At 55.9% G+C, this 21498-nt stretch carries 20 protein-coding genes; 14 read left to right on the forward strand and 6 right to left on the reverse strand.

The features are described from left to right. Positions 1-93: 93 nt before the first annotated feature. From WN53_RS27245 to yjjJ, 10 genes are all read left to right on the forward strand, one after another. Positions 94-255 carry a DUF1328 domain-containing protein gene (locus tag WN53_RS27245; protein ID WP_004933089.1) on the forward strand — a complete coding sequence of 54 codons (162 nt, stop codon included), beginning with the start codon at positions 94-96 and terminating at the stop codon, positions 253-255. A gap of 57 nt (positions 256-312) precedes the next feature. After that, entirely contained in the window at positions 313-498 is a 186-nt protein-coding gene (locus WN53_RS11575) for a CsbD family protein (protein WP_024485503.1), read from the forward strand. Between the two features lie 10 nt (positions 499-508). Continuing rightward, the gene (locus WN53_RS11580; protein ID WP_024485504.1) at positions 509-1606 is read left to right on the forward strand and encodes a patatin-like phospholipase family protein; all 1098 of its coding nucleotides are present in this window, start codon (positions 509-511) and stop codon (positions 1604-1606) included. Then, a complete protein-coding gene (locus WN53_RS11585) occupies positions 1603-2397 on the forward strand; it encodes a TatD family hydrolase (RefSeq protein WP_024485505.1) in 795 nt (264 codons plus the stop codon). Before WN53_RS11580 ends, WN53_RS11585 begins: the two co-directional genes overlap by 4 nt. Positions 2398-2586: 189 nt before the next feature. Next, entirely contained in the window at positions 2587-3852 is a 1266-nt protein-coding gene (locus WN53_RS11590) for a NupC/NupG family nucleoside CNT transporter (RefSeq protein WP_024485506.1), read from the forward strand. A gap of 354 nt (positions 3853-4206) precedes the next feature. Continuing rightward, positions 4207-4986 (forward strand): deoxyribose-phosphate aldolase, encoded by a 780-nt coding sequence (gene deoC, locus WN53_RS11595; protein WP_024485507.1) that lies wholly within the window; start codon positions 4207-4209, stop codon positions 4984-4986. Positions 4987-5087: 101 nt separating this feature from the next. After that, positions 5088-6410: a thymidine phosphorylase gene (gene deoA, locus WN53_RS11600; protein WP_024485508.1), complete on the forward strand. Its 1323-nt coding sequence runs from the start codon at positions 5088-5090 to the stop codon at positions 6408-6410. Between the two features lie 195 nt (positions 6411-6605). Then, positions 6606-7829, forward strand: coding sequence for a phosphopentomutase (gene deoB / locus WN53_RS11605; RefSeq protein WP_024485509.1), 1224 nt, complete (start codon positions 6606-6608; stop codon positions 7827-7829). A gap of 66 nt (positions 7830-7895) precedes the next feature. Beyond that, complete coding sequence (deoD, locus tag WN53_RS11610; protein WP_021179222.1) at positions 7896-8627, forward strand: purine-nucleoside phosphorylase; 732 nt, start codon at positions 7896-7898, stop codon at positions 8625-8627. A 136-nt stretch (positions 8628-8763) separates the two neighbouring features. Beyond that, positions 8764-10107 carry a type II toxin-antitoxin system HipA family toxin YjjJ gene (yjjJ, locus tag WN53_RS11615; protein WP_024485510.1) on the forward strand — a complete coding sequence of 448 codons (1344 nt, stop codon included), beginning with the start codon at positions 8764-8766 and terminating at the stop codon, positions 10105-10107. Here the strand turns inward: yjjJ and WN53_RS11620 are convergent. Beyond that, complete coding sequence (locus WN53_RS11620) at positions 10104-10790, reverse strand: YtjB family periplasmic protein (RefSeq protein ID WP_024485511.1); 687 nt, start codon at positions 10788-10790, stop codon at positions 10104-10106. The genes yjjJ and WN53_RS11620 overlap by 4 nt on opposite strands. A gap of 200 nt (positions 10791-10990) precedes the next feature. Here WN53_RS11620 and serB point away from each other — a divergent pair, with 200 nt between their 5' ends. From serB to nadR, 3 genes are read left to right on the forward strand one after another with little or no spacing between them, the layout of a single operon-like run. Continuing rightward, on the forward strand, positions 10991-11968 hold the full coding sequence (gene serB, locus WN53_RS11625) for a phosphoserine phosphatase (RefSeq protein ID WP_024485512.1): 978 nt from the start codon (positions 10991-10993) through the stop codon (positions 11966-11968). Positions 11969-11971: 3 nt separating this feature from the next. Beyond that, positions 11972-13360 carry a DNA repair protein RadA gene (radA, locus tag WN53_RS11630; protein ID WP_021808023.1) on the forward strand — a complete coding sequence of 463 codons (1389 nt, stop codon included), beginning with the start codon at positions 11972-11974 and terminating at the stop codon, positions 13358-13360. A gap of 57 nt (positions 13361-13417) precedes the next feature. After that, positions 13418-14668 carry a multifunctional transcriptional regulator/nicotinamide-nucleotide adenylyltransferase/ribosylnicotinamide kinase NadR gene (gene nadR, locus WN53_RS11635; RefSeq protein WP_024485513.1) on the forward strand — a complete coding sequence of 417 codons (1251 nt, stop codon included), beginning with the start codon at positions 13418-13420 and terminating at the stop codon, positions 14666-14668. A gap of 510 nt (positions 14669-15178) precedes the next feature. Here the strand turns inward: nadR and WN53_RS11640 are convergent. Next, positions 15179-16180 carry a zinc-binding alcohol dehydrogenase family protein gene (locus WN53_RS11640; RefSeq protein WP_024483596.1) on the reverse strand — a complete coding sequence of 334 codons (1002 nt, stop codon included), beginning with the start codon at positions 16178-16180 and terminating at the stop codon, positions 15179-15181. A gap of 100 nt (positions 16181-16280) precedes the next feature. On the opposite strand from WN53_RS11640, the gene WN53_RS11645 reads away from it, so the two are divergent. After that, entirely contained in the window at positions 16281-17189 is a 909-nt protein-coding gene (locus WN53_RS11645) for a LysR family transcriptional regulator (RefSeq protein WP_037411494.1), read from the forward strand. A 47-nt stretch (positions 17190-17236) separates the two neighbouring features. On the opposite strand, the gene ettA is transcribed toward WN53_RS11645, so the two are convergent. The 4 genes from ettA to yfiR all read right to left on the reverse strand — a co-directional run bounded on the left by ettA (position 17237) and on the right by yfiR (position 21432). Continuing rightward, positions 17237-18904, reverse strand: coding sequence for an energy-dependent translational throttle protein EttA (gene ettA / locus WN53_RS11650; RefSeq protein WP_024483594.1), 1668 nt, complete (start codon positions 18902-18904; stop codon positions 17237-17239). 142 nt (positions 18905-19046) lie between these two features. Next, a complete protein-coding gene (yfiB, locus tag WN53_RS11655) occupies positions 19047-19544 on the reverse strand; it encodes an outer membrane lipoprotein YfiB (RefSeq protein WP_024483593.1) in 498 nt (165 codons plus the stop codon). Positions 19545-19585: 41 nt separating this feature from the next. Beyond that, complete coding sequence (gene dgcN / locus WN53_RS11660; RefSeq protein WP_024483592.1) at positions 19586-20833, reverse strand: diguanylate cyclase DgcN/YfiN; 1248 nt, start codon at positions 20831-20833, stop codon at positions 19586-19588. Further along, complete coding sequence (yfiR, locus tag WN53_RS11665) at positions 20830-21432, reverse strand: regulatory sequestration protein YfiR (protein ID WP_024483591.1); 603 nt, start codon at positions 21430-21432, stop codon at positions 20830-20832. Before yfiR ends, dgcN begins: the two co-directional genes overlap by 4 nt. Positions 21433-21498: the final 66 nt, after the last annotated feature.

Consider the following 21498-nt stretch of genomic DNA (forward strand, 5'->3'; position numbering starts at 1 on the left):
ACTACCAGAAATAGAATAATCCGCAGTTTTAAGCCGCACCCAGCAGGGGCGAGCCAAACGCGAAATTTTTATCACCATGGTAAGGAGAGGCTTATGTTTCGATGGGGCATTATATTTTTAGTTATTGCATTGATCGCCGCAGCACTGGGTTTTGGTTCATTGGCAGGTACTGCTGCCTGGGCCGCCAAAGTAGTGTTCGTGGTAGGGATCATTCTGTTCCTGGTCAGCCTGTTTACCGGCCGTCGGCGCCCTTAGCGTCACTCTAAACTGTAACAAAGCTTGATTCCTTTCCTTAACGCCAGGAGGCAGTTCATGAACAGCGACATCATTGTTGGCCGTTGGAAACAGCTGAAAGGCCAGGTTTGGCAGGCATGGGCGGAGTTTTCCGGCAATGATGGCCTGTGGCTGGCAGGGAGCAATGACTGCCTCTCTGGCGTATTACAAGAAGATTACGGAAGAGAGCAAGAAGAGGTATCCTCGGGAAAACGGCCACATTGAGGATACGGGGTTGGGATACAGAATACCCATCACGCTCGGTAATATAGAACCCCTGGCGTATAAACCATTCCGGCCCGGTAAAATGGCGCTGGTGTGTGAGGGCGGCGGACAGCGCGGTATCTTTACCGCCGGCGTACTGGATGAATTCCAGCGCGCCCGCTTTAACCCTTTTGATCTGATGATTGGCACCTCTGCCGGTGCGCAGAATCTCTCGGCATTTGTTTGTGGCCAGATGGGATACGCACGGCGAGTGATCACCCGCTACACCACCTCTGCCAATTTCTTTAACCCGCTGCGCTTTGTACGTGGTGGGCACCTTATCGATCTCGACTGGTTATTGGATATTACCTCACAACAGTTGCCGCTGGCTTTTGACGTGGCGGAAAAGCAGCTGATTGATGGCCGTGAATTTCTGATGTGTGCCTGTCGCAGCGATGACTTTACGCCGGTTTATCTGCCTGCTGCACGGGATAGCTGGTTACCGGCCATCAAGGCCTCCAGCGCCATCCCCGGTTTTTACCGTATGGGCGTAGAGCTGGATGGCATCAGCTATCAGGATGGCGGTATCAGCGATGCCATCCCGGTGGAAGAGGCCTATCGCCGTGGGGCGGATACCATCGTGGTGATCCGCACCGTGCCTTCACAGATGGTGTATACGCCGAAGTGGATGAAACGCATGGAGCAATGGCTGGGTGAAAGCAGCCTGCAGCAAATGGTGCGGGTGTTGCAGCATCATGAGCAGAGCTATTTGCGCATCCAGCAATTTATTGAAAAACCCCCCGGTAAACTGCGCATCTTCGAAATATTCCCGCCTAAGCCGCTGGCGAGCAATGCGCTCGGCAGCCGTTTGCCCGCGCTGAATCGCGATTATCATCTGGGCCGCCGTTGTGGGCGCTATTTCCTGGCGACGGTTGGCCACTGGCTGCTGGAGCAGGAAAAGAACGATGGCATGACGGTAACAACATCACTTTCCCGTCGTCTGATCCAGCCGGAAACCGTACGGATGCCTTCGCCGATTATTACCGATGTGCTTAACCCGCAGGGCCATGCCGTGCAGCCTGAAGCGCCACCAAAAATCATCCTGCCAGGTGACGGAGATGTGCTGTGAGTTACGCCTTTACGGATACCCATTGCCACTTTGATTTCCCGCCTTTCAGCGGGGATGAGCAGGCGAGCCTGGCATTGGCCGCGCAAGCCGGGGTGCAGCAAATTATTGTGCCAGCGGTAACGGCCGATCGCTTTGTGCGTATTCTCAAGCTGGCGCGCGAACATACTCCGTTGTTTGCCGCGCTGGGGTTACACCCGCTGTATATCGCCCAGCACCATGATGAGCAGCTTGAACAACTGGCAGGTTGTCTGGCAAGCAAGCCGCATAAGCTGGTGGCGGTGGGGGAGATTGGGTTGGATCTATATATGGCCGAGCCGCAGTTTGAACGCCAACAGGCGTTGCTCAAGGCACAGCTGAAGCTGGCAAAGCAGTATGATCTGCCGGTGATCCTGCACTCCCGCCGTAGCCACGATCAGTTAGCTGCCGCATTGCGTCGTACCGAGGTACCGCGCCGTGGTGTGGTGCATGGCTTTGCTGGCAGTCTGGCTCAGGCGCAGGCCTTTATTCGCCTGGGTTATTACATTGGCGTTGGCGGCACGATCAGCTACGAACGGGCGCAGAAGACCCGCCAGGTGATGGCGCAGTTGCCGTTGACCTCGCTGCTGCTGGAAACCGATGCGCCGGACATGCCGTTGGCGGGCTATCAAGGGCAGCCGAACCGGCCCGAACGGGCTGCGGAGGTGTTTCAGGTACTTTGCCAACTGCGGCCTGAATCTGCCGACGACATTGCCGGACAGCTACAACAAAATAGCCAATCCCTGTTTGCATTGGATCCCCCCCTCCTACTTTAAATGTGACTTGAGTCACGCTGTGTGATTTTCAGTTACTTCCACTTGTATATATTTGTGACATAAAACGAGTCTCATCCCGCCTGGCTCAGTATAATTGCGTCCCATTATCGCCCTTGGGCAACCCGCTTCATCCAGCGGGCCGGGGGCATTTCTTCTTCGCAACAGGGACATACTCGTATGCAACTCTTCATGAGCCTGGTCGGTATGGTGGTCTTGATCGCCATTGCGGTGCTGCTTTCCAGCAACCGGCGCGCTATTAAACTGCGTACCGTACTCGGCGCGTTTATCATCCAGATTGGCATTGGCGCGCTGGTGCTCTATGTCCCGATCGGGCGACGTATTCTTGGTGGCATGTCGGAAGGGGTGGCAAACGTCATCGCTTACGGTAACGAGGGTATCTCTTTCATCTTTGGTGGCCTGGTTTCCGACAAAATGTTTGAAGTGTTCGGCGGTGGCGGCTTCGTGTTCGCCCTGCGTGTGTTACCGGTGATTGTGTTCTTCTCCTCGCTGATTGCGGTGCTCTATTACTTGGGCATCATGCAGGTGGTGATTAAGCTCCTAGGCGGTGGTTTGCATAAGCTGTTGGGTACTTCGCGGACTGAGTCGCTATCAGCCACGGCCAATATTTTTGTGGGACAGACCGAAGCGCCGCTGGTGGTGCGCCCTTATATCGCCACCATGACCCAGTCGGAGCTGTTTGCCGTGATGTGCGGCGGCCTGGCTTCGGTAGCCGGTTCCGTGCTGGCGGGCTATGCCCAGATGGGCGTACCGTTGGAATACCTGATCGCCGCTTCCTTTATGGCTGCACCGGGTGGGCTGTTATTTGCCAAACTGATGGTGCCGGAAACCGAAAATACCCAAGACCGAGCCGATGCGATGAAGCTGATCGCCGAAGACGAGCGCCCGGCAAACGTCATCGATGCCGCTGCCTCTGGTGCGGCCTCTGGCATGCAACTGGCGCTGAACGTGGGGGCGATGCTGTTGGCATTTATCGCTCTGATCGCGCTGCTTAACGGTATTCTTGGCGGTATTGGTGGCTGGTTCGATTTCCCGCAACTGTCACTGGAGCTGATCCTGGGCTGGGTGTTCTCACCAATCGCCTTCCTGATTGGTGTACCTTGGAGTGAGGCGATGGTGGCGGGTTCGTTTATCGGCCAGAAGGTGATCGTTAACGAATTCGTGGCCTACATGAACTTTGGGGCTTACCTGCGTCCGGATGACGTGGTGGCCGCTGAGGGGCTACAGGTGCTGTCACAGCACACCAAGGCGATCATCTCCTTTGCGCTGTGCGGGTTTGCCAACCTCTCTTCCGTAGCTATCCTGCTGGGTGGTCTAGGCAGCATGGCACCAGGCCGTCGTCACGATATTGCCCGCTTCGGGTTGAAAGCGGTGGCAGCCGGTACCTTATCTAACCTGATGAGCGCCACCATCGCCGGATTCTTCCTAGCGTTGTAAGCTATACTTGGTATCAACAACCAGGCTCCTGAAGGGGGCCTGGTTACCTGCAAAAAGGGCATTCGCCTGATGACCGCCGTCTCTTTAGTGAATTTGTGAACAATATCGCGTTATTTTGTGATGATCTTCACATATAATTCAGTTCTGTTACAGTGCTATCCTGTGTAGTGTGAATCAGAACACAAATATGCCAGAGTGATCGTGTTGAAATAGCGATGGCTGGCTATTCGAAAATCGAAGGGCTATGTGCGGTGAGAAGGATCTCAGTTGCTGGCGTGGGAAGACTATCCCGCGCGCTATCTTCAAGGAACCAAGTCCGCTCGCCAACATCAGAATGCTCAGTTGGAGAGTTTTATGACCGAATTAACCGCAGCAGCGCAACGTGCGCTGAACCTGATGGATTTAACCACGCTGAACGAAGATGACACCGACGAGAAAGTGATCGCGTTGTGTCGTCAGGCGAACAGCCCGGCAGGCCATACTGCCGCCATCTGTATCTATCCGCGTTTTATCCCGATTGCCCGCAAAACGCTGCGTGAGCAGGGGACGCCAGATATCCGTATCGCCACCGTCACCAACTTCCCGCATGGCAATGATGATATCGACATCGCCGTGGCAGAAACCCGTGCGGCCATCACCTACGGTGCCGATGAAGTTGACGTGGTATTCCCTTACCGTGCCCTGATGGCCGGTAACGAGGAAGTCGGGTTTGAGCTGGTCAAACAGTGCAAGCAGGCCTGCGCCGCTGCCAACGTGCTGCTGAAAGTGATCATCGAAACCGGTGAGCTGAAGCAGGCGGAACTGATCCGTAAAGCCTCCGAGATCTCCATCAAGGCCGGGGCTGATTTTATCAAGACCTCTACCGGTAAAGTGCCGGTCAACGCCACGCTGGAAAGCGCTGAGCTGATGATGACCGTGATCCGTGATATGGGCGTAGGCAAAACCGTTGGCTTCAAGCCAGCCGGTGGCGTGCGTACCGCAGAAGATGCTCAACAGTATCTGCAACTTGCCGGGCGACTGCTGGGCGAAGACTGGGCCGATGCGCGCCACTTCCGCTTTGGCGCGTCGAGCCTGTTAGCCAGCCTGCTGACCACGCTGGGGCATAGCACCCAAGCCGCTGGTAACGGTTACTGATTTTCTCTCACGTCTTGTTGCGTTGGGGCTGCCAAGCGGCCCCGTTAACGCAGCGCGCAGGCGTATCGAATGACTCTATTTAGCTAAAACAGGGGGCTACTTTGTTCTTGGCACAAGAAATAATCCGTAAAAAACGTGACGGGCAACCGTTGAGCGAAGCCGAAATCCGCTTCTTCATTAATGGCATTCGTGACAACGTGGTGTCAGAAGGGCAGATTGCTGCGCTGGCGATGACCATCTATTTCCATGACATGACCATGCCTGAGCGCGTTGCGCTGACCATGGCAATGCGTGATTCCGGCACGGTACTGGACTGGAAAAGTCTGTCGCTGAACGGCCCGATTGTGGATAAACACTCCACCGGTGGCGTGGGCGACGTGACTTCGCTGATGCTTGGCCCGATGGTGGCAGCCTGTGGCGGCTACGTGCCGATGATTTCAGGCCGTGGCCTGGGTCACACTGGCGGTACGCTGGACAAGCTGGAAGCGATCCCTGGCTTTGATATTTTCCCTGATGACAACGCGTTCCGTAAGATCATCAAAGACGTTGGCGTGGCGATTATCGGCCAGACCAGTTCACTGGCTCCGGCAGACAAGCGTTTCTACGCGACGCGTGATATCACTGCTACCGTCGACTCCATTCCGCTGATCACCGGCTCTATTCTGGCGAAGAAACTGGCCGAAGGGCTGGATGCGTTGGTTATGGACGTGAAAGTTGGCAGCGGTGCCTTTATGCCGACCTACCAGCTTTCTGACGATCTGGCGCAGGCGATCGTGGGCGTTGCGAATGGTGCTGGTTGCAAGACTACCGCGCTGCTGACTGACATGAACCAGGTGCTGGCTTCCAGCGCTGGTAATGCGGTCGAAGTGCGTGAAGCGGTACGCTTCCTGACCGGGGAATATCGCAATCCGCGTCTGCTGGAAGTGACCATGGCGTTGAGCGTGGAAATGCTGCTGTCTGGCGGCCTGGCCACCGACGACGCTGATGCGCGCGCCAAACTGCAGGCGGTGCTGGATAACGGCAAAGCGGCGGAAATCTTTGGCCGCATGGTGGCGGCGCAGAAAGGCCCAAGCGATTTTATCGAGCGTTACGACAGCTATCTGCCAGCCGCGACGTTAACCAAACCGGTTTATGCCGAGAAACCAGGTATCATTACTGCGATGGATACCCGTGCACTGGGTATGGCTGTGGTGTCACTGGGCGGTGGCCGTCGTCGCGCGACCGACAGCATCGACTACAGCGTGGGCCTGACCGATGTGGCCCGCCTGGGCGACACTGTCGATACCCAGCGTCCATTGGCGGTGATCCATGCCAACGACGAAGAGAGCTGGCAGCAGGCGGCGGATGCGGTACGCAGCGCGATGGCTCTGGGCGACAAAGCGCCAGAAGTCACGCCGGTGGTTTACAAACGCATCTCTGAATAACATTTTTTAAACGTTCAATGGCAGTTTTGAATTTTGTGACTGTTTATACCCAATGGATTTCGAGCTACAGCTAGGCGGCAAGTGCGTGAATCCCCAGGAGCTTACTTAAGTAAGTGACTGGGGTGAGCGCACGCAGCCAACAACACTGTAGCTTGAAAGACGCAGGGTATCAGCGTGAATACGCAGGAGAGTATGATGAAACGTACGTTTATTATGGTATTAGACTCATTCGGCATTGGCGCGAGTGAAGATGCCAAAAGCTTTGGCGATGAAGGTTCCGATACCCTTGGCCATATTGCTGCTGCCTGTGCGCGTGGCGAAGCCAACGTGGGCCGTAGCGGCCCGCTGACCTTGCCAAACCTGAGCCGTCTGGGCCTGGGCAAAGCGGCGGAAGAATCGACCGGCAAGTTCCCGGAAGGGTTGGATAAAGACGCTGAAATCATTGGTGCTTACGCCCATGCCAGCGAGCTTTCCTCCGGTAAAGATACGCCATCAGGCCACTGGGAAATTGCTGGTGTGCCAGTCTTGTTCGACTGGGGCTACTTCTCAGACGAGCACAACAGCTTCCCGCAGGAACTGCTGGACAAGCTAGTGGCGCGTGCCAACCTGCCGGGCTACCTCGGTAACTGCCATTCATCCGGTACCGTGATCCTGGATCAACTGGGCGAAGAGCATATGAAAACCGGCAAGCCGATTTTCTATACCTCTGCGGACTCGGTGTTCCAGATTGCCTGCCATGAAGAGACTTTCGGCCTGGATCGCCTGTACGAGCTGTGTGAGATCGCTCGTGAAGAGTTGACCGAAGGTGGCTACAACATCGGCCGTGTGATTGCCCGTCCGTTCCTGGGGAATAAACCAGGTGAGTTCCAGCGTACCGGTAACCGTCACGATCTGGCCGTGGAACCCCCGGCTCCAACCGTGCTGAAAAAGCTGGTGGATGAGAAGGGTGGCGAAGTGGTTTCCATCGGTAAGATTGCCGATATCTATGCCAACGTGGGGATCACCAAGAAGGTGAAAGCTACCGGGATCGACGCCCTGTTCGACGCCACTCTGGTCGAGATGGAAAAAGCCGGTGACAACACCATCGTGTTCACCAACTTTGTTGATTTCGACTCCTCCTACGGCCACCGCCGTGACGTGGCTGGCTATGCTGCCGCGCTGGAGCTGTTCGACCGTCGCCTGCCAGAGCTGCTGAAGCTGGTGAAAGGGGATGACATCATCATCTTCACCGCTGACCACGGCTGCGACCCGACCTGGCCAGGCACCGACCACACCCGTGAGCATATCCCGGTTCTGGTCTATGGCCCGAAAGTCAAACCAGGTTCGCTGGGGCATCGCGAAACCTTCGCCGACATCGGCCAGACCGTCGCCAGCTATTTTGGCGTGTCGCCGATGGATTACGGCAAATCCATGCTTTAATACCGCTTTTAATGACGCTGGCCTTCACGCCAGCGTCTTTTTTTCCATGAATTGAGGGAAGTGATTATGGCAACGCCACATATTAATGCTGAGATGGGTGATTTCGCTGACGTAGTGCTGATGCCGGGGGATCCGCTGCGGGCAAAATATATCGCAGAAACCTTCCTGGAAGGCGCGGTGGAAGTGAACAACGTGCGTGGCATGTTGGGTTTCACCGGCACCTACAAAGGTCGTAAAATCTCGGTAATGGGCCACGGCATGGGCATTCCATCCTGCTCTATCTATGCGCGTGAACTGATTGCCGAGTTTGGCGTGAAGAAAATCATCCGTGTCGGCTCTTGTGGCGCGGTGCGTGATGACGTCAAACTGCGTGATGTGGTGATCGGCATGGGGGCTTGTACCGATTCCCAGGTTAACCGTATGCGCTTCAAAGGCCACGACTATGCGGCCATTGCGGATTTTGACATGGTGCGTAATGCGGTAGACGCTGCGGCTGCTCAGGGCATCCCTGCACGCGTGGGTAACATCTTCTCCGCCGATCTGTTCTACACGCCAGATCCGGATATGTTCCAGGTGATGAAGAAGTACGGCATCCTGGGCGTAGAGATGGAAGCGGCAGGTATCTACGGCGTAGCCGCAGAGCTGTATGAAGAGTTCGGTAGCACGGCGTTGACCATTTGCACCGTTTCCGACCATATCCTGCGTCACGAGCAGACCACCGCAGCCGAGCGTCAGACCACCTTTAACGAGATGATCGTTATCGCGCTGGAATCTGTCCTGCTGGGCGACAAAGCGTAATGACTTCGCGGGCGCAGCACGCTGCGCCCCATTTTATCTATTCACCCTTATACCAACCTTTCTAGCTAATTCTTTACCTTTCCGCTAATTAGCGCTATTACTCTATTCATCTATCTATTCACTAATCTATTCAGCGATGAGCACAGTCGAAAAAATTCTGCGTAATGGACCCGCTTCTTCCCGGGAACTGACTGCCGCATTGGGGATCAGCCAACCCACGCTATCGCGCCGTATCCGCGATTTGGCAAGATCGGTTCTGGTCATCGACAAAGGCAGATCCACGCGTTATGCGCTCAGGCGGGAGGTGGCTGGTGAGTCGTATTTCCCACTGTATCAAATCGATAAGCTGGGTAAGGCGCATCTGTTTGCCACGCTCTATTCCCTATATCCGGCAGACAGCTGCGCGGTGTTCGATGAACAAAGCGGTGAGTGGCAGTTGTATGATGGTTTGCCTTGGTATCTGAACGATCTGCGCCCGGTAGGTTTTCTTGGCCGCGCCTGGGGGAAAGCCGTTGCACGGCGGCTAAAGTTGCCGGAAGACGTTCTGCAATGGAATGAAGAACAGCGCCTGGTAGCGCTTTGTCATTATGGTGAGGATATGAGTGGCGATCTGTTGCCGGGCGCAGAGAGTTATCAGCGTTGGTTAACGCGCGCGGCTGAAATCCCGGTACCGATGGCGGGCAAGGCCAAGTATTACGCTACGCTGTCTGCGCGCGCATTAGCGGGGGAACTGATTGGTTCTTCTGCCGGTGGCGAGCAGCCCAAGTTTACTGCCTATGCCGAACTGTCGGGAAATCGCCGTAGTCATGTGCTGGTGAAGTTCAGTGCGGTACCGGACAACTCCATTGCGCAACGCTGGAGCGATTTGCTGATCGCTGAGTCATTGGCATTGCAAGTGGTTGCAGAGGCCGGATTGTGTTCCGCACCGACAAAGGTGTTGTTTGGCGATAACCAACAGTGTTTTTTGGAGATCGAACGATTTGACCGTATTGGTGAACATGGGCGAGTCGCTCTGGTTTCACTGGAGGCGTTGGATGCCGAGTTTAGCGGCAGCGGCGGGGCTAACTGGGTCACCGCAGCGGAAAAGCTATTGCAGCAGGGGATCATCGATCATCAAACCTGGAAAACAATCGGTCTGTATTGGGCATTTGGCAGGCTGATCGCCAATAGCGATATGCACCAGGGGAATCTATCGTTCCTGCGTACGGAGCAGTGGCCGATGGTATTGGCTCCGTTGTATGACATGTTGCCGATGGCGTTTGCCCCTGCCAATAGCGGTAATATGCGAGAAACAGCGGTGGAAATCAGATTGGGCAATGAGGTCAACGGCCCCATTTGGCGGCAGGCCGAGTTGATGGCGGTTGAATTCTGGCAGCGTACGGCACAACATCCGCAAATCAGCGAATCGTTCCGGGCCATTGCTGCTCAAATGCTGGTACAGCTTCAGGCGCTGAACGATCGTATTCAGCGCTTGGCTTAATCTTTCTTCATCTCTTCCTGCTCTGCCGGTTTCTCGTCATCACCATCGTCTACCGTGTTACCTTCTGCCAGCGGTGTGTTGGCGGTTAGCAGGTATGGCGACTGCTGCCAGCGGCTGCGGCGGCCTTGCAGCAGGGTACGGGCCAGAATAATGCCGATGGCCAGCGCCAGCAGGATCATCAGGCGTAGCAGGTTGGTGGTGTTATCTACCTGTTTGGATTCGGTGGCCAGCACGTGAGTATCCAGCGTTACGCGGATAAAGCCCAGCGGGCCATCTTTGCCCTGGATTGACTCGACGAGCTGGTGGTTGAAGTAGCTGCCTGCACGTTTGCCATCCAGCGCCAGGCGATCGCGCACGCTAATCTGCTCGCCGGAATGGGCGATCAGGGTGCCGTCCAACTGGTAGACGCTGGCGTCCAGAATACGGCTGTGATCGGTCAGCTGCGTGAGAATGCGCTCAACCTGCTGATTGTCTATGTCGCTGTCGCCATCCATCAGCGGAGTCAGGCTAAAAGCTACCTGTTTGGTCAAGGTTTGTGCCAATTCTTCCACCTGTTCCGATCGCGCCATTTGGTGGCTCAGGCTAAAATAGGAGGCACCTTGCATCAACAGCACCAGCAACGCCAGGCAAATCAGGATAATAGCGGTGCGATGCAGGCGGAATTTCAGTTTAGCTTTAGCCATTAGGCTTCCTTTAGGGCGGTCATCCGGGAGTCACGATTGACCACCTGGCTGTGCGGTACCGGGATGTACCAATACCGCGAGCGCATGGATGCGCTAGAGCGGCCAACTAGAGATTCATAGGGTAATATGTTGCCAGAAGCAATGGCGATAGGATAGCTTGATGCGTCGTTTTATCATGCAGTGTTATTCAGGAGTTAAGGATGCCAAATAGTCTGACCTATTGCGATCTCCCCGCAGAGATCTCTCAATGGCCGGGGTTGCCCCTTTCGTTGAGCGGTGACGAAGTCATGCCGCTGGACTATCGGGCGGGCCACACCGGTTGGCTACTATATGGCAGAGAACTGGATAAAGAGCGTATTACTCAGTTCCAGCGCAAGCTAGGGGCCGCGATGGTGATCGTGACGGCCTGGGCGGTGGAAGATTATCAGGTGGTTCGTCTGGCGGGGACGCTATCTGCGCGAGCCAAACTGTTGGCGAACGAAAACGGGCTAGACGTTGCCCCACTGGGCAAAATCCCTAACCTGCGCAAGCCGGGCCTGTTAGTGATGGATATGGACTCGACGGCGATCCAGATTGAGTGCATTGATGAAATCGCCAAGTTGGCCGGAGTGGGCGAGCAGGTCAGTGAAGTGACCGAACGCGCGATGCGCGGCGAACTCGATTTTACCGCTAGCCTACGCCAACGCGTGGGTACGCTGAAAGGGGCCGATGCCAATATCCTCAAACAGGTGCGTGACGAATTGCCGTTGATGCCTGGGTTGACCAGCCTGGTGCGCAAGCTGCAGGCGCTGGACTGGCACGTCGCCATTGCCTCCGGCGGCTTTACCTATTATGCCGAATACCTGCGTGACAAGCTCAAGCTGGTGGCCGTGGCCGCCAATGAGCTGGAGATCCGCGACGGTAAGCTGACCGGTGAGGTGCTGGGGCCGATCGTGGATGCGCAATTCAAGGCCGATACTTTGGTGGCGCTGGCAGAGAAGCTGGGGATCCCACCGCAGCAAACCGTGGCGATCGGCGACGGTGCCAACGATTTGAAAATGATGCAGGTGGCCGGGCTGGGTATTGCCTATCACGCGAAGCCTAAGGTCTATGAGAAGGCGCAGGTCTCGATCCGCCATGCCGATCTGCTGGGAGTGCTCTGTGTGCTCTGTGGCAGTTTGAAACACGATGTGAGGTAAGTTGTGGCAAAAGCAGTAAAACGGGCGTTTGTCTGTAATGAATGCGGCGCTGACTATCCTCGCTGGCAGGGGCAATGCAGTGCCTGTCAGGCCTGGAACACCATTACAGAGGTGCGCCTGGCTTCAGTTTCCTCTTCCGCTGCCCGTAGCGAGCGTTTAAGCGGCTATGCGGGCGATGCCGGTATCAGCAAGGTGCAGAAGCTTTCGGACATCAGTCTGCAAGAGTTGCCGCGTTTCTCTACCGGCTTTCTGGAGTTTGACCGCGTACTGGGCGGCGGCGTGGTGCCAGGCAGTGCGATCCTGATCGGCGGCAACCCCGGCGCGGGGAAAAGTACGCTGCTGTTGCAGGTGCTGTGCAAACTCGCTGAGCAGATGAAAACCCTGTACGTCACGGGTGAAGAGTCGCTGCAACAGGTCGCGATGCGTGCCCATCGTCTTGGATTGCCCACTGGCGGCCTGAACATGCTGTCGGAAACCAGCATCGAGCAGATCTGCCTGATCGCCGAGCAGGAGCAGCCGCGGCTGATGGTGATCGACTCGATCCAGGTCATGCATATGGCGGATATCCAGTCATCGCCAGGCAGCGTGGCGCAGGTGCGCGAAACGGCGGCCTATCTCACCCGCTTTGCCAAAACTCGCGGTGTGGCGATCGTGATGGTTGGCCACGTCACTAAAGATGGCTCGCTAGCCGGGCCAAAAGTCCTCGAACACTGTATCGACTGTTCCGTGTTGCTGGATGGCGATGCAGATTCCCGTTTCCGTACGCTGCGCAGCCATAAAAACCGTTTTGGTGCGGTCAACGAGCTGGGCGTGTTCGCCATGACCGAGCAAGGGCTGCGTGAGGTGAGTAACCCTTCCGCGATCTTCCTCAGCCGGGGTGATGAAGTGACCTCCGGCAGTTCGGTGATGGTGGTCTGGGAAGGCACCAGGCCGCTGCTGGTCGAGATCCAGGCGCTGGTGGATCACTCGATGATGTCTAACCCACGCCGCGTTGCGGTGGGCCTGGAACAGAATCGTTTGGCGATCCTGCTGGCGGTGCTGCATCGTCACGGTGGCTTGCAGATGTCCGACCAAGACGTTTTTGTCAACGTGGTGGGCGGCGTCAAGGTTAGCGAAACCAGTGCCGATCTGGCGTTGCTGCTGGCGTTGGTGTCCAGCCTACGCGACCGTCCATTGCCTAACGATCTGGTGGTGTTTGGCGAAGTGGGGCTGGCAGGGGAAATCCGCCCGGTGCCTAGCGGCCAGGAGCGTATTTCCGAAGCGGCCAAACACGGTTTCAAGCGGGCGATCGTGCCACATGCCAACGTGCCGAAGAAACCACCGGCCAATATGCAGGTGTTCGGTGTCAAGAAGCTGGCGGATGCGCTGGACGTGCTGGAACAGTTTTATTAATTGCCGCCCGCTGCGCGGAATATGCTATTTTGTTTAGCATAATAAACGGGAGGGTTTATGCGGCAGTTCGATTACCTCAAGGCAGCGATTAAGCAACAGGGATGTACCTTACAGCAGGTGGCTGATGCCAGTAGCATGACCAAAGGCTACCTCAGCCAGCTGTTGAACGACAAAATCAAAAGCCCGAGCGCGCAGAAGCTGGAAGCCCTGCACCGTTTCCTGGGGCTGGAATTCCCGCGCCGTGAGAAGAAAGTCGGCGTGGTGTTTGGTAAATTTTACCCGCTACATACTGGGCATATCTATCTGATCCAGCGCGCCTGTAGTCAGGTTGACGAGCTGCATGTGATCCTGTGCCACGATGAACCGCGCGATCTGTTGCTGTTCGAGAACAGCTCCATGTCACAGCAGCCGACGGTCAGCGATCGTCTGCGCTGGCTGTTGCAGACCTTTAAATACCAGAAAAATATCCATATTCACTCTTTCGACGAGAAGGGCATCGAGCCTTACCCGCACGGCTGGGACGTGTGGAGTAACGGCATGAAGAGCTTTATGGAGCAAAAGGGCATCGTCCCTAGCTTTATCTATTCCAGCGAAGAGCTGGATGCCCCCCGTTACCGCGAACATCTGGGGATTGAAACCATCCTGGTGGATCCGGAACGCTCCTTTATGAATATCAGCGGTAGCCAGATCCGTCAGGATCCGTTCCGCTATTGGGACTACATCCCGACCGAAGTGAAGCCGTTCTTTGTGCGCACGGTGGCGATCCTGGGCGGTGAGTCCAGCGGTAAGTCAACGCTGGTCAATAAGCTGGCGAACATCTTCAACACCACCAGCGCCTGGGAATATGGCCGTGACTACGTCTTCTCCCATCTCGGGGGTGACGAGATGGCGTTGCAGTATTCCGATTATGACAAGATCGCGCTTGGGCAGGCCCAGTACGTGGATTTTGCGGTGAAATACGCCAATAAAGTGGCGTTTATCGACACCGACTTTGTCACTACGCAGGCGTTCTGTAAAAAGTATGAAGGGCGGGAGCATCCGTTCGTTCAGGCGTTGATCGACGAATACCGTTTCGATCTGGTGATCCTGCTGGAGAACAATACCCCTTGGGTGGCCGACGGATTGCGCAGTCTGGGTAGCCCGGTCGATCGCAAGGCGTTTCAGTATTTGTTGGAAGAGATGCTGCACGCCAATAACATCGAATATGTTCACGTAGAGTCGAGCGATTACGAGGAGCGCTTCTTGCGCTGTGTCGAACTGGTGCAGCAACTGCTAGCGGCGGACGCCAGCCGCTTGGTGAAGTTTTAGACTGGTTAATGTTGTGCCCCTCACCCTAACCCTCTCCCAAAGGGAGAGGGAACCGATCGAGTGTGTTTGAAATTGTCGTGACTCACTTTGGATGAGGGGACCGATCGAATTTGCTGATTTGATCTTTTTACTTCCAAAAGAGCAGGGGCTAATAACTCCCCCTCCCAAAGGGAGAGGGAACCGATCGAGTGTGTTTGAAATTGTAGTGACTCACCTTGGACGAGGGGACGATCGAATTCGCCGATATGATCTTTTTACTTCCAAAAGAGCAGGGGCTAATAACTCCCCCTCCCAAAGGGAGAGGGAACCGATCGAGTGTGTTTGAAATTGTAGTGACTCACCTTGGACGAGGGGACGATCGAATTTGCTGAGATGTTCTTTTTACTTCCAAAAGAGCGGGGGCTAATAGCTCCCTCTCCCTGTGGGAGAGGGTTGGGGTGAGGGGACATCGCTTAAGTATCATGTATATAGCAATTTATTAATACCTGATAAATCGACGCTCCCACTAACTTAGTAAGTTATCACCAGCTTGCCCTGCATATGCCCATCCAACAGCTTGGCGTGCGCGGCGGTCAACGTATCCACCGTCAGCCCCTGTATCGTTTCACTCAGCGTGGTGGTCAGCTTGCCTGCATCAATCAACTGCGCCACCTGCTTGAGGATCTCTCCCTGCTGGGCAATATCCGGCGTAGTGAACATGCTGCGGGTAAACATAAATTCCCAATGCAGCGCCGCGCTTTTCAGCTTCAGCGCATTTTGATCCAGCGGTTGGCTGTTCTCGACGATGGTGCAGATATGGCCGAGTGGGGCGACCAGATCGCTGATGGCTTGCCAGTGGCCGTCGGTATCGTTCAGGCACAGGATATAATCGACGCTCTCAATCCCTTCCTTAGCCAGGTTGCCTTTCAGGTCGCGGTAATCCACCACCAGCTCAGCACCCCGTTCGCGGCACCAGGCAGCTGATTCCGGGCGAGAGGCCGTAGCGATAACTTTCACCTTGCTACGCTGTGCTGCCAGGGGGATCGCCAGTGAGCCCACGCCACCGGCACCGCCGATGATCAAAAGCGTTTTACCGGCAGCCGCATGCTGAATATTCAGGTGTTCAAACAGGGCTTCCCACGCGGTGAGCGCGGTCAGCGGCATCGCGGCGGCTTGCGCCCAGTCCAGGCTGGCCGGTTTATGTGCCACGATACGTGAGTCAATCAGCTGATGGGTGCTGTTGCTGCCCGGACGGGTAATATCCCCGGCATACCATACCTCATCGCCGGGTTTGAACCCGCTGACGCTGCTGCCCACTTCGAGCACCACGCCGCTGGCATCCCAGCCGAGAATGCGTGGCTGCTGCAAACCATTCTTTTGCAGGCCAGCATGAACCTTGGTATCGACCGGGTTGACGGAAACGGCTTTCACTTCCACCAGCAGATCGTATTGACCCGGTGCGGGTTTTTCTGGAGCGATCTCGATAAAACCGGCTGGATTCTTCGGATCGACGGCAATGGCTTTGATTAACATAATTGTGCTCCTTCGCATGAATAGTCCCAGTGTAGACCCTGAGGAGTAGAGTGATAAGATGGACAATAACTAACTAAGTGTTCGTCTGAGGTGAACAATTATGTTCAAGCAGTTGCAGGATATGGCGTTGTTTGCGCTGGTGGCAGAGTGCGGCAGTTTTACTGCGGCAGCCAAACGTGCCGGTCTGCCTAAATCCAGCGTCAGCCAGCGTGTCAGCCAGTTGGAGTTGAAGCTTGGCCTGCGCTTGCTCAACCGTACCACCCGGCAGTTAAATTTGACCTTTGCCGGTGAGCGCTATCTTGAACATTGCCAGGAGATGCTCTCTGCTGCCGAACGGGCCGATCTGGCGTTGCAGCGCTTACGCGATAACCCCAGTGGCCGTCTACGCATCTCTACGCCAGCCGGGCTGGGGGCGACGTTGCTTCCGCGTCTGGCGGCAGATTTCCAGCGCCAATATCCGGATGTCTCGTTGGAAGTGTCAGTATCGGATGCAATGGTGGATATGGTGCAGGAGGGCTTTGATGCGGCATTGCGTACCGGCAGGCCGCAGGATTCTTCGTTGATTGGCCGTCGTCTGGGGCATGCTCCCCGTTATTTGTTGGCTGCACCGGAGTATCTGGCCCAACACCCGCCATTGCTGCATCCGCAGCAGTTGCAGCAGCATCTTTGCATCGCTCACCGCGCCTGGCCCGCCTGGATATTGCGCCGGGGTGAAGAGTACTACCGTTGGCAATTGCCGCTGCGGCATACCACCGATAATCTGTTATATGCGCGCGAATGTGCCATTTTGGGGGCGGGTATTACGCTGCTGCCCGCGTTTCTCAGCCGCGAAGTGGTCGCACAAAAGCAATTGGTGGAAGTGTTGCCGCAGTGGCAGGCCGAAGGCAATGAACTGTATCTGGTTTACCCGAGCCGCAAGCTTAATTCTCCGGCTCTGGCCTGCTTTATTGATGTGGTGATCCAGCATCCGGTCTTTGTGGATTATGCGCAGGCACTGGATTGGGGATAACAAAAAGCCCGCAAAATGCGGGCTTGAGAGAGATAGCCAACCTGATGTTACTTGGTGACTTTCTTGTACTTGATACGGCGAGGTTCCAGCGCTTCGGCACCCAGAGTACGCTTTTTGTACTCTTCGTATTCGGTAAAGTTGCCTTCGAAGAACTCCACCTTGCCTTCATCCTGGTAGTCCAGAATGTGGGTGGCAATACGGTCGAGGAACCAACGGTCGTGCGAGATCACCATCGCACAGCCCGGGAACTCCAGCAGGGCGTTTTCTAACGCGCGCAGGGTTTCGATATCCAGGTCGTTGGTGGGTTCGTCGAGCAGCAGCACGTTGCCGCCAACCTGCAACAGCTTGGCCAGATGCAGACGGCCACGCTCACCACCGGACAGTTCGCCCACGCGTTTGCCCTGATCGACGCCCTTGAAGTTAAAGCGGCCAACGTAGGCACGGCTTGGCATTTCGGTGTTGCCCACACGCATGATGTCCTGGCCGCCGGAAACTTCTTCCCATACGGTTTTGGAGTTATCCATGCTGTCGCGGAACTGATCGACCGAAGCCAGCTTGACGGTATCACCCAGCACGATGCTGCCGGAATCAGGCTGTTCCTGGCCGGACATCATACGGAACAGCGTGGATTTACCCGCGCCGTTCGGGCCGATGATGCCAACGATGGCACCCTTAGGTACCGCGAAGGTGAGATCTTCGATCAGCAGGCGGTCGCCGTAGGATTTACGCAGATTGTTAACTTCAACCACTTTATCGCCCAAGCGAGTGCCTGGTGGGATAAACAGTTCGTTGGTTTCGTTACGTTTCTGGTATTCGGTACTGTTAAGCTCTTCAAAGCGTGCCAGACGGGCTTTGCCCTTGGACTGACGGCCTTTGGCACCCTGACGTACCCACTCCAGCTCTTTCTCGATCGACTTGCGGCGAGCGGCTTCGGTTGAGGCTTCTTGTGCCAGACGAGCGTCTTTCTGCTCCAGCCAGGACGAGTAGTTACCTTCCCATGGAATACCTTCGCCACGGTCCAGCTCCAGGATCCAGCCAGCCACGTTATCGAGGAAGTAACGGTCGTGGGTGATCGCCACCACGGTGCCTTCGAAGTCGTGCAGGAAGCGTTCCAGCCAGGCCACGGATTCGGCATCCAGGTGGTTGGTCGGTTCGTCCAGCAGCAGCATGTCTGGCTTTTCCAGCAGCAGGCGGCACAGCGCTACGCGGCGGCGCTCACCACCGGACAGGTTGGCGATTTTTGCATCCCACTCCGGCAGGCGCAGTGCATCGGCGGCACGCTCCAACTGGGTGTTGAGGTTGTGACCATCGTGAGCCTGAATGATCTCTTCCAGACGGCCCTGTTCAGCGGCCAGCTTGTCGAAGTCGGCCCCTTCTTCAGCGTACAGTGCGTACACTTCATCAAGGCGCTTAAGGGCACCGACCACCTCTGCCATCGCTTCTTCAACCGATTCGCGAACGCTGTGCTCCATATTGAGCTGCGGTTCCTGCGGCAGATAGCCGATCTTGATACCCGGTTGCGGGCGAGCTTCCCCTTCGATATCAGTATCGATGCCGGCCATAATGCGCAGCAGGGTAGACTTACCGGAACCGTTAAGGCCCAGTACGCCAATTTTGGCCCCAGGGAAGAAACTCAGGGAAATGTTTTTCAGAATATGACGCTTCGGCGGAACCACTTTGCCGACGCGGTGCATGGTATAGACGTATTGAGCCACGTTGCTCCGAGCCTCTCTATCAGTTTTTATAGGTTGTCTGGCGGCCTGAGTGTAGCCCGTTTCAGCACCGGTTCCCAGATCCCCTATGACGATCGCCAAGTATAACCGCTAATGCCCTCCATTAGGTGAACTTTGCTGTTTCTTAAGGGGTGACGACGATCGCCACGCGACGGTTTTCAGCGCGGCCGCTGGAGGTGGCGTTACTGGCTACCGGTTGGCGTTTACCCATGCCACGAGTTTCTATATTGGCACGCGGGATGCCGATACCGGCCAGGACATCGGCCACGGCGTTGGCACGGCGCAGTGAAAGCTGGTCGTTGTAGCTGTCCTCACCGTAGTTATCGGTATGGCCGTCCAGGCGGAATTGCACGATGTCAACGCTCTTCAGCGCCTTGCCCATCTTCTCGACGATTTCGGTACTTTGCGGGCTCAATTTACCGACGTTGTTACCGAACAGCACCTTGTCGGAAAAGCCAAATTCCCAACCGTTATCGGTCAGTTTGAACCCTTGCGCCTGCAGTAAGGCGATCTGTTCCGCCGTCAGCCCCTGTGGTTTGCTCTGGCAGCCTGCCAGCGTGAGCAAGGTGATAAACACTAATGCCAGTAGGGAATAAGACCGTTTAAAATTTTGCTGTAACATTGATTTTTCTCTTTATGGTTGTTTGAGGCTCGGTGCTGGCGCTATTTGCGCATCGCTAACCGCCAGCCTCCGTGGGACAGGTGTTTTGCCCGGTACATGGCGTCATCCGCTTCGTTGAGCAGTTCCTGAGTGGTAGAGGCATGTTCAGGGTAAAACGCGATGCCGATACTCAGTGCGGCGATCACTCTTTCCTTGTTGGGTAACACAATGGGTTGTTGCATACACTCGATGATGATGTCGGCAATCGGCAGCACATCGTTGGTGTCTTTGAGCGGTGCCAGCAGGATGGCGAATTCATCGCCCCCCATCCGGGCGACCAGATCGTGCTTGCGCAATCTGCTACGCAGGCGCTCTGCGATGGTGATCAAGACGGTATCACCGGCAGCATGGCCATGGTTATCGTTCACCTCCTTGAAACGATTGCCGTCGATAAACAGTACCGCCAGCTTTTCATCGGGTTCGAGCTCTGACAGCGCGCGGCCCAACTGAGCTTCAAAGAAGGCCCGGTTTGGCAACCCGGTCAGGCTGTCGTGGGTGGCTTGGTGGGTTAATGCGTCATTTTCTTGTTGCAGGTGCTGTTGCCAGGCTTCGATTTCATCCAGCAGGCCGTTAAAATCACAGCTCAGTTCGTGCAGTTCGGCAATCGGTGCTGAAGGCACCCGCAGTTCGAAAGTCCGATCGCGGCGTACCGTATGGGCAACGTTGGTAATATCGTCCAAGGAGGTCACGATCCCTCTGAGCATTCTGCGGGAAAGCACCAGGGCGCACAACGTACTGAGCATCAGGCAGGCAATCATGCCTACCATGCCGCGCAGCAAGAATTTCAGCAGACTGCTGCCGTTGCCGGTCAGCCAGACCAGGCCGATCTGTTTGCCTTCACGGGCGATGGGCAAAACCACCGCTTCCGGCAAGATCCAGCGGGCCACCATCTGTTCCAAGCCATGTAATGGGCTATCCGCTGGGTGGCTCCAACTGGCCAAGGCGATCCCCTGCATATCCAGGATCTTGGCCTCCGACACTTCTTCGTTGGAAGCGATCAGCATCAACGCTTCGCGAGCGGCAGGGCGGTCTTCAAACACCACGGCGGCTTCAGCGGTATAACTGATCGAGCGGGCAATCAGATGCAGGTTATGGTTGGCATAGGCTCGCAGGGCAAACAGTGCTAACAACGTCAGGAAGATCCCCGCAGCGCTGACGGCGATCAGCGCCAGCCCCAGGTTCATCCGTTGCAGCACTTGGCCCAGCGTAGGGCGAGAGGTAGCCGAACCTTTTTGACCTAACAGTTTCATTGCGGCGGCCCCTTTTTACGCGCCAACTGCAGCACGTTAGGGTGAACTCGCACGCCACTGCGCGCCAGTGAGTCCAGATTCACTTTAAAACCCGCCTGATCGTTGCTGATTTGCAAACAAAAGGCACTGCCAACAGCACATTCCATATCCTTTTCGCTGATGCTGAGGATCGAGTGACCCGAAATCCGGTGGAAAAAATCTTGTTTCTGAACGGCATTAACGTTGCCCAAATACACTACATCGCAGCTAGTTGCCAATTGCGGATTATCTATCTCGATCCGCAGGGTTTTGATTGGCTGCGGTGCCGTCAGCAATACCGGGTCGAACAGACCTTCGGCATACTGCACAGGCGCAGTCACGCACAAGCGGATCGGATCAGGTTTGGCGGGCCAGCGAGCATAGCTGATAATCCCCACCACCACGGTGGTGACGGTATGAATACGTTTTTGGTAGGGATCTTGTGTATCAGCCCCGGCCAAGCTGGGAAACGTCAACATAGCCAGCAGCAGGATCGGTAACATGCGACGCGATCGGACCGGGTTGCTACATAAACCCTGTATCCTGGCAGCCAACCTTCTGGCCTGTATCGACATCTTCATTTGCCATTCCTGCCTACGGCCGGCTTGGTGGCGCGGCAGTCTGATACTAAATAATTGAGCCTAGTC

The organism is Serratia fonticola (genome assembly GCF_001006005.1).
GTDB lineage: Bacteria > Pseudomonadota > Gammaproteobacteria > Enterobacterales > Enterobacteriaceae > Chania > Chania fonticola.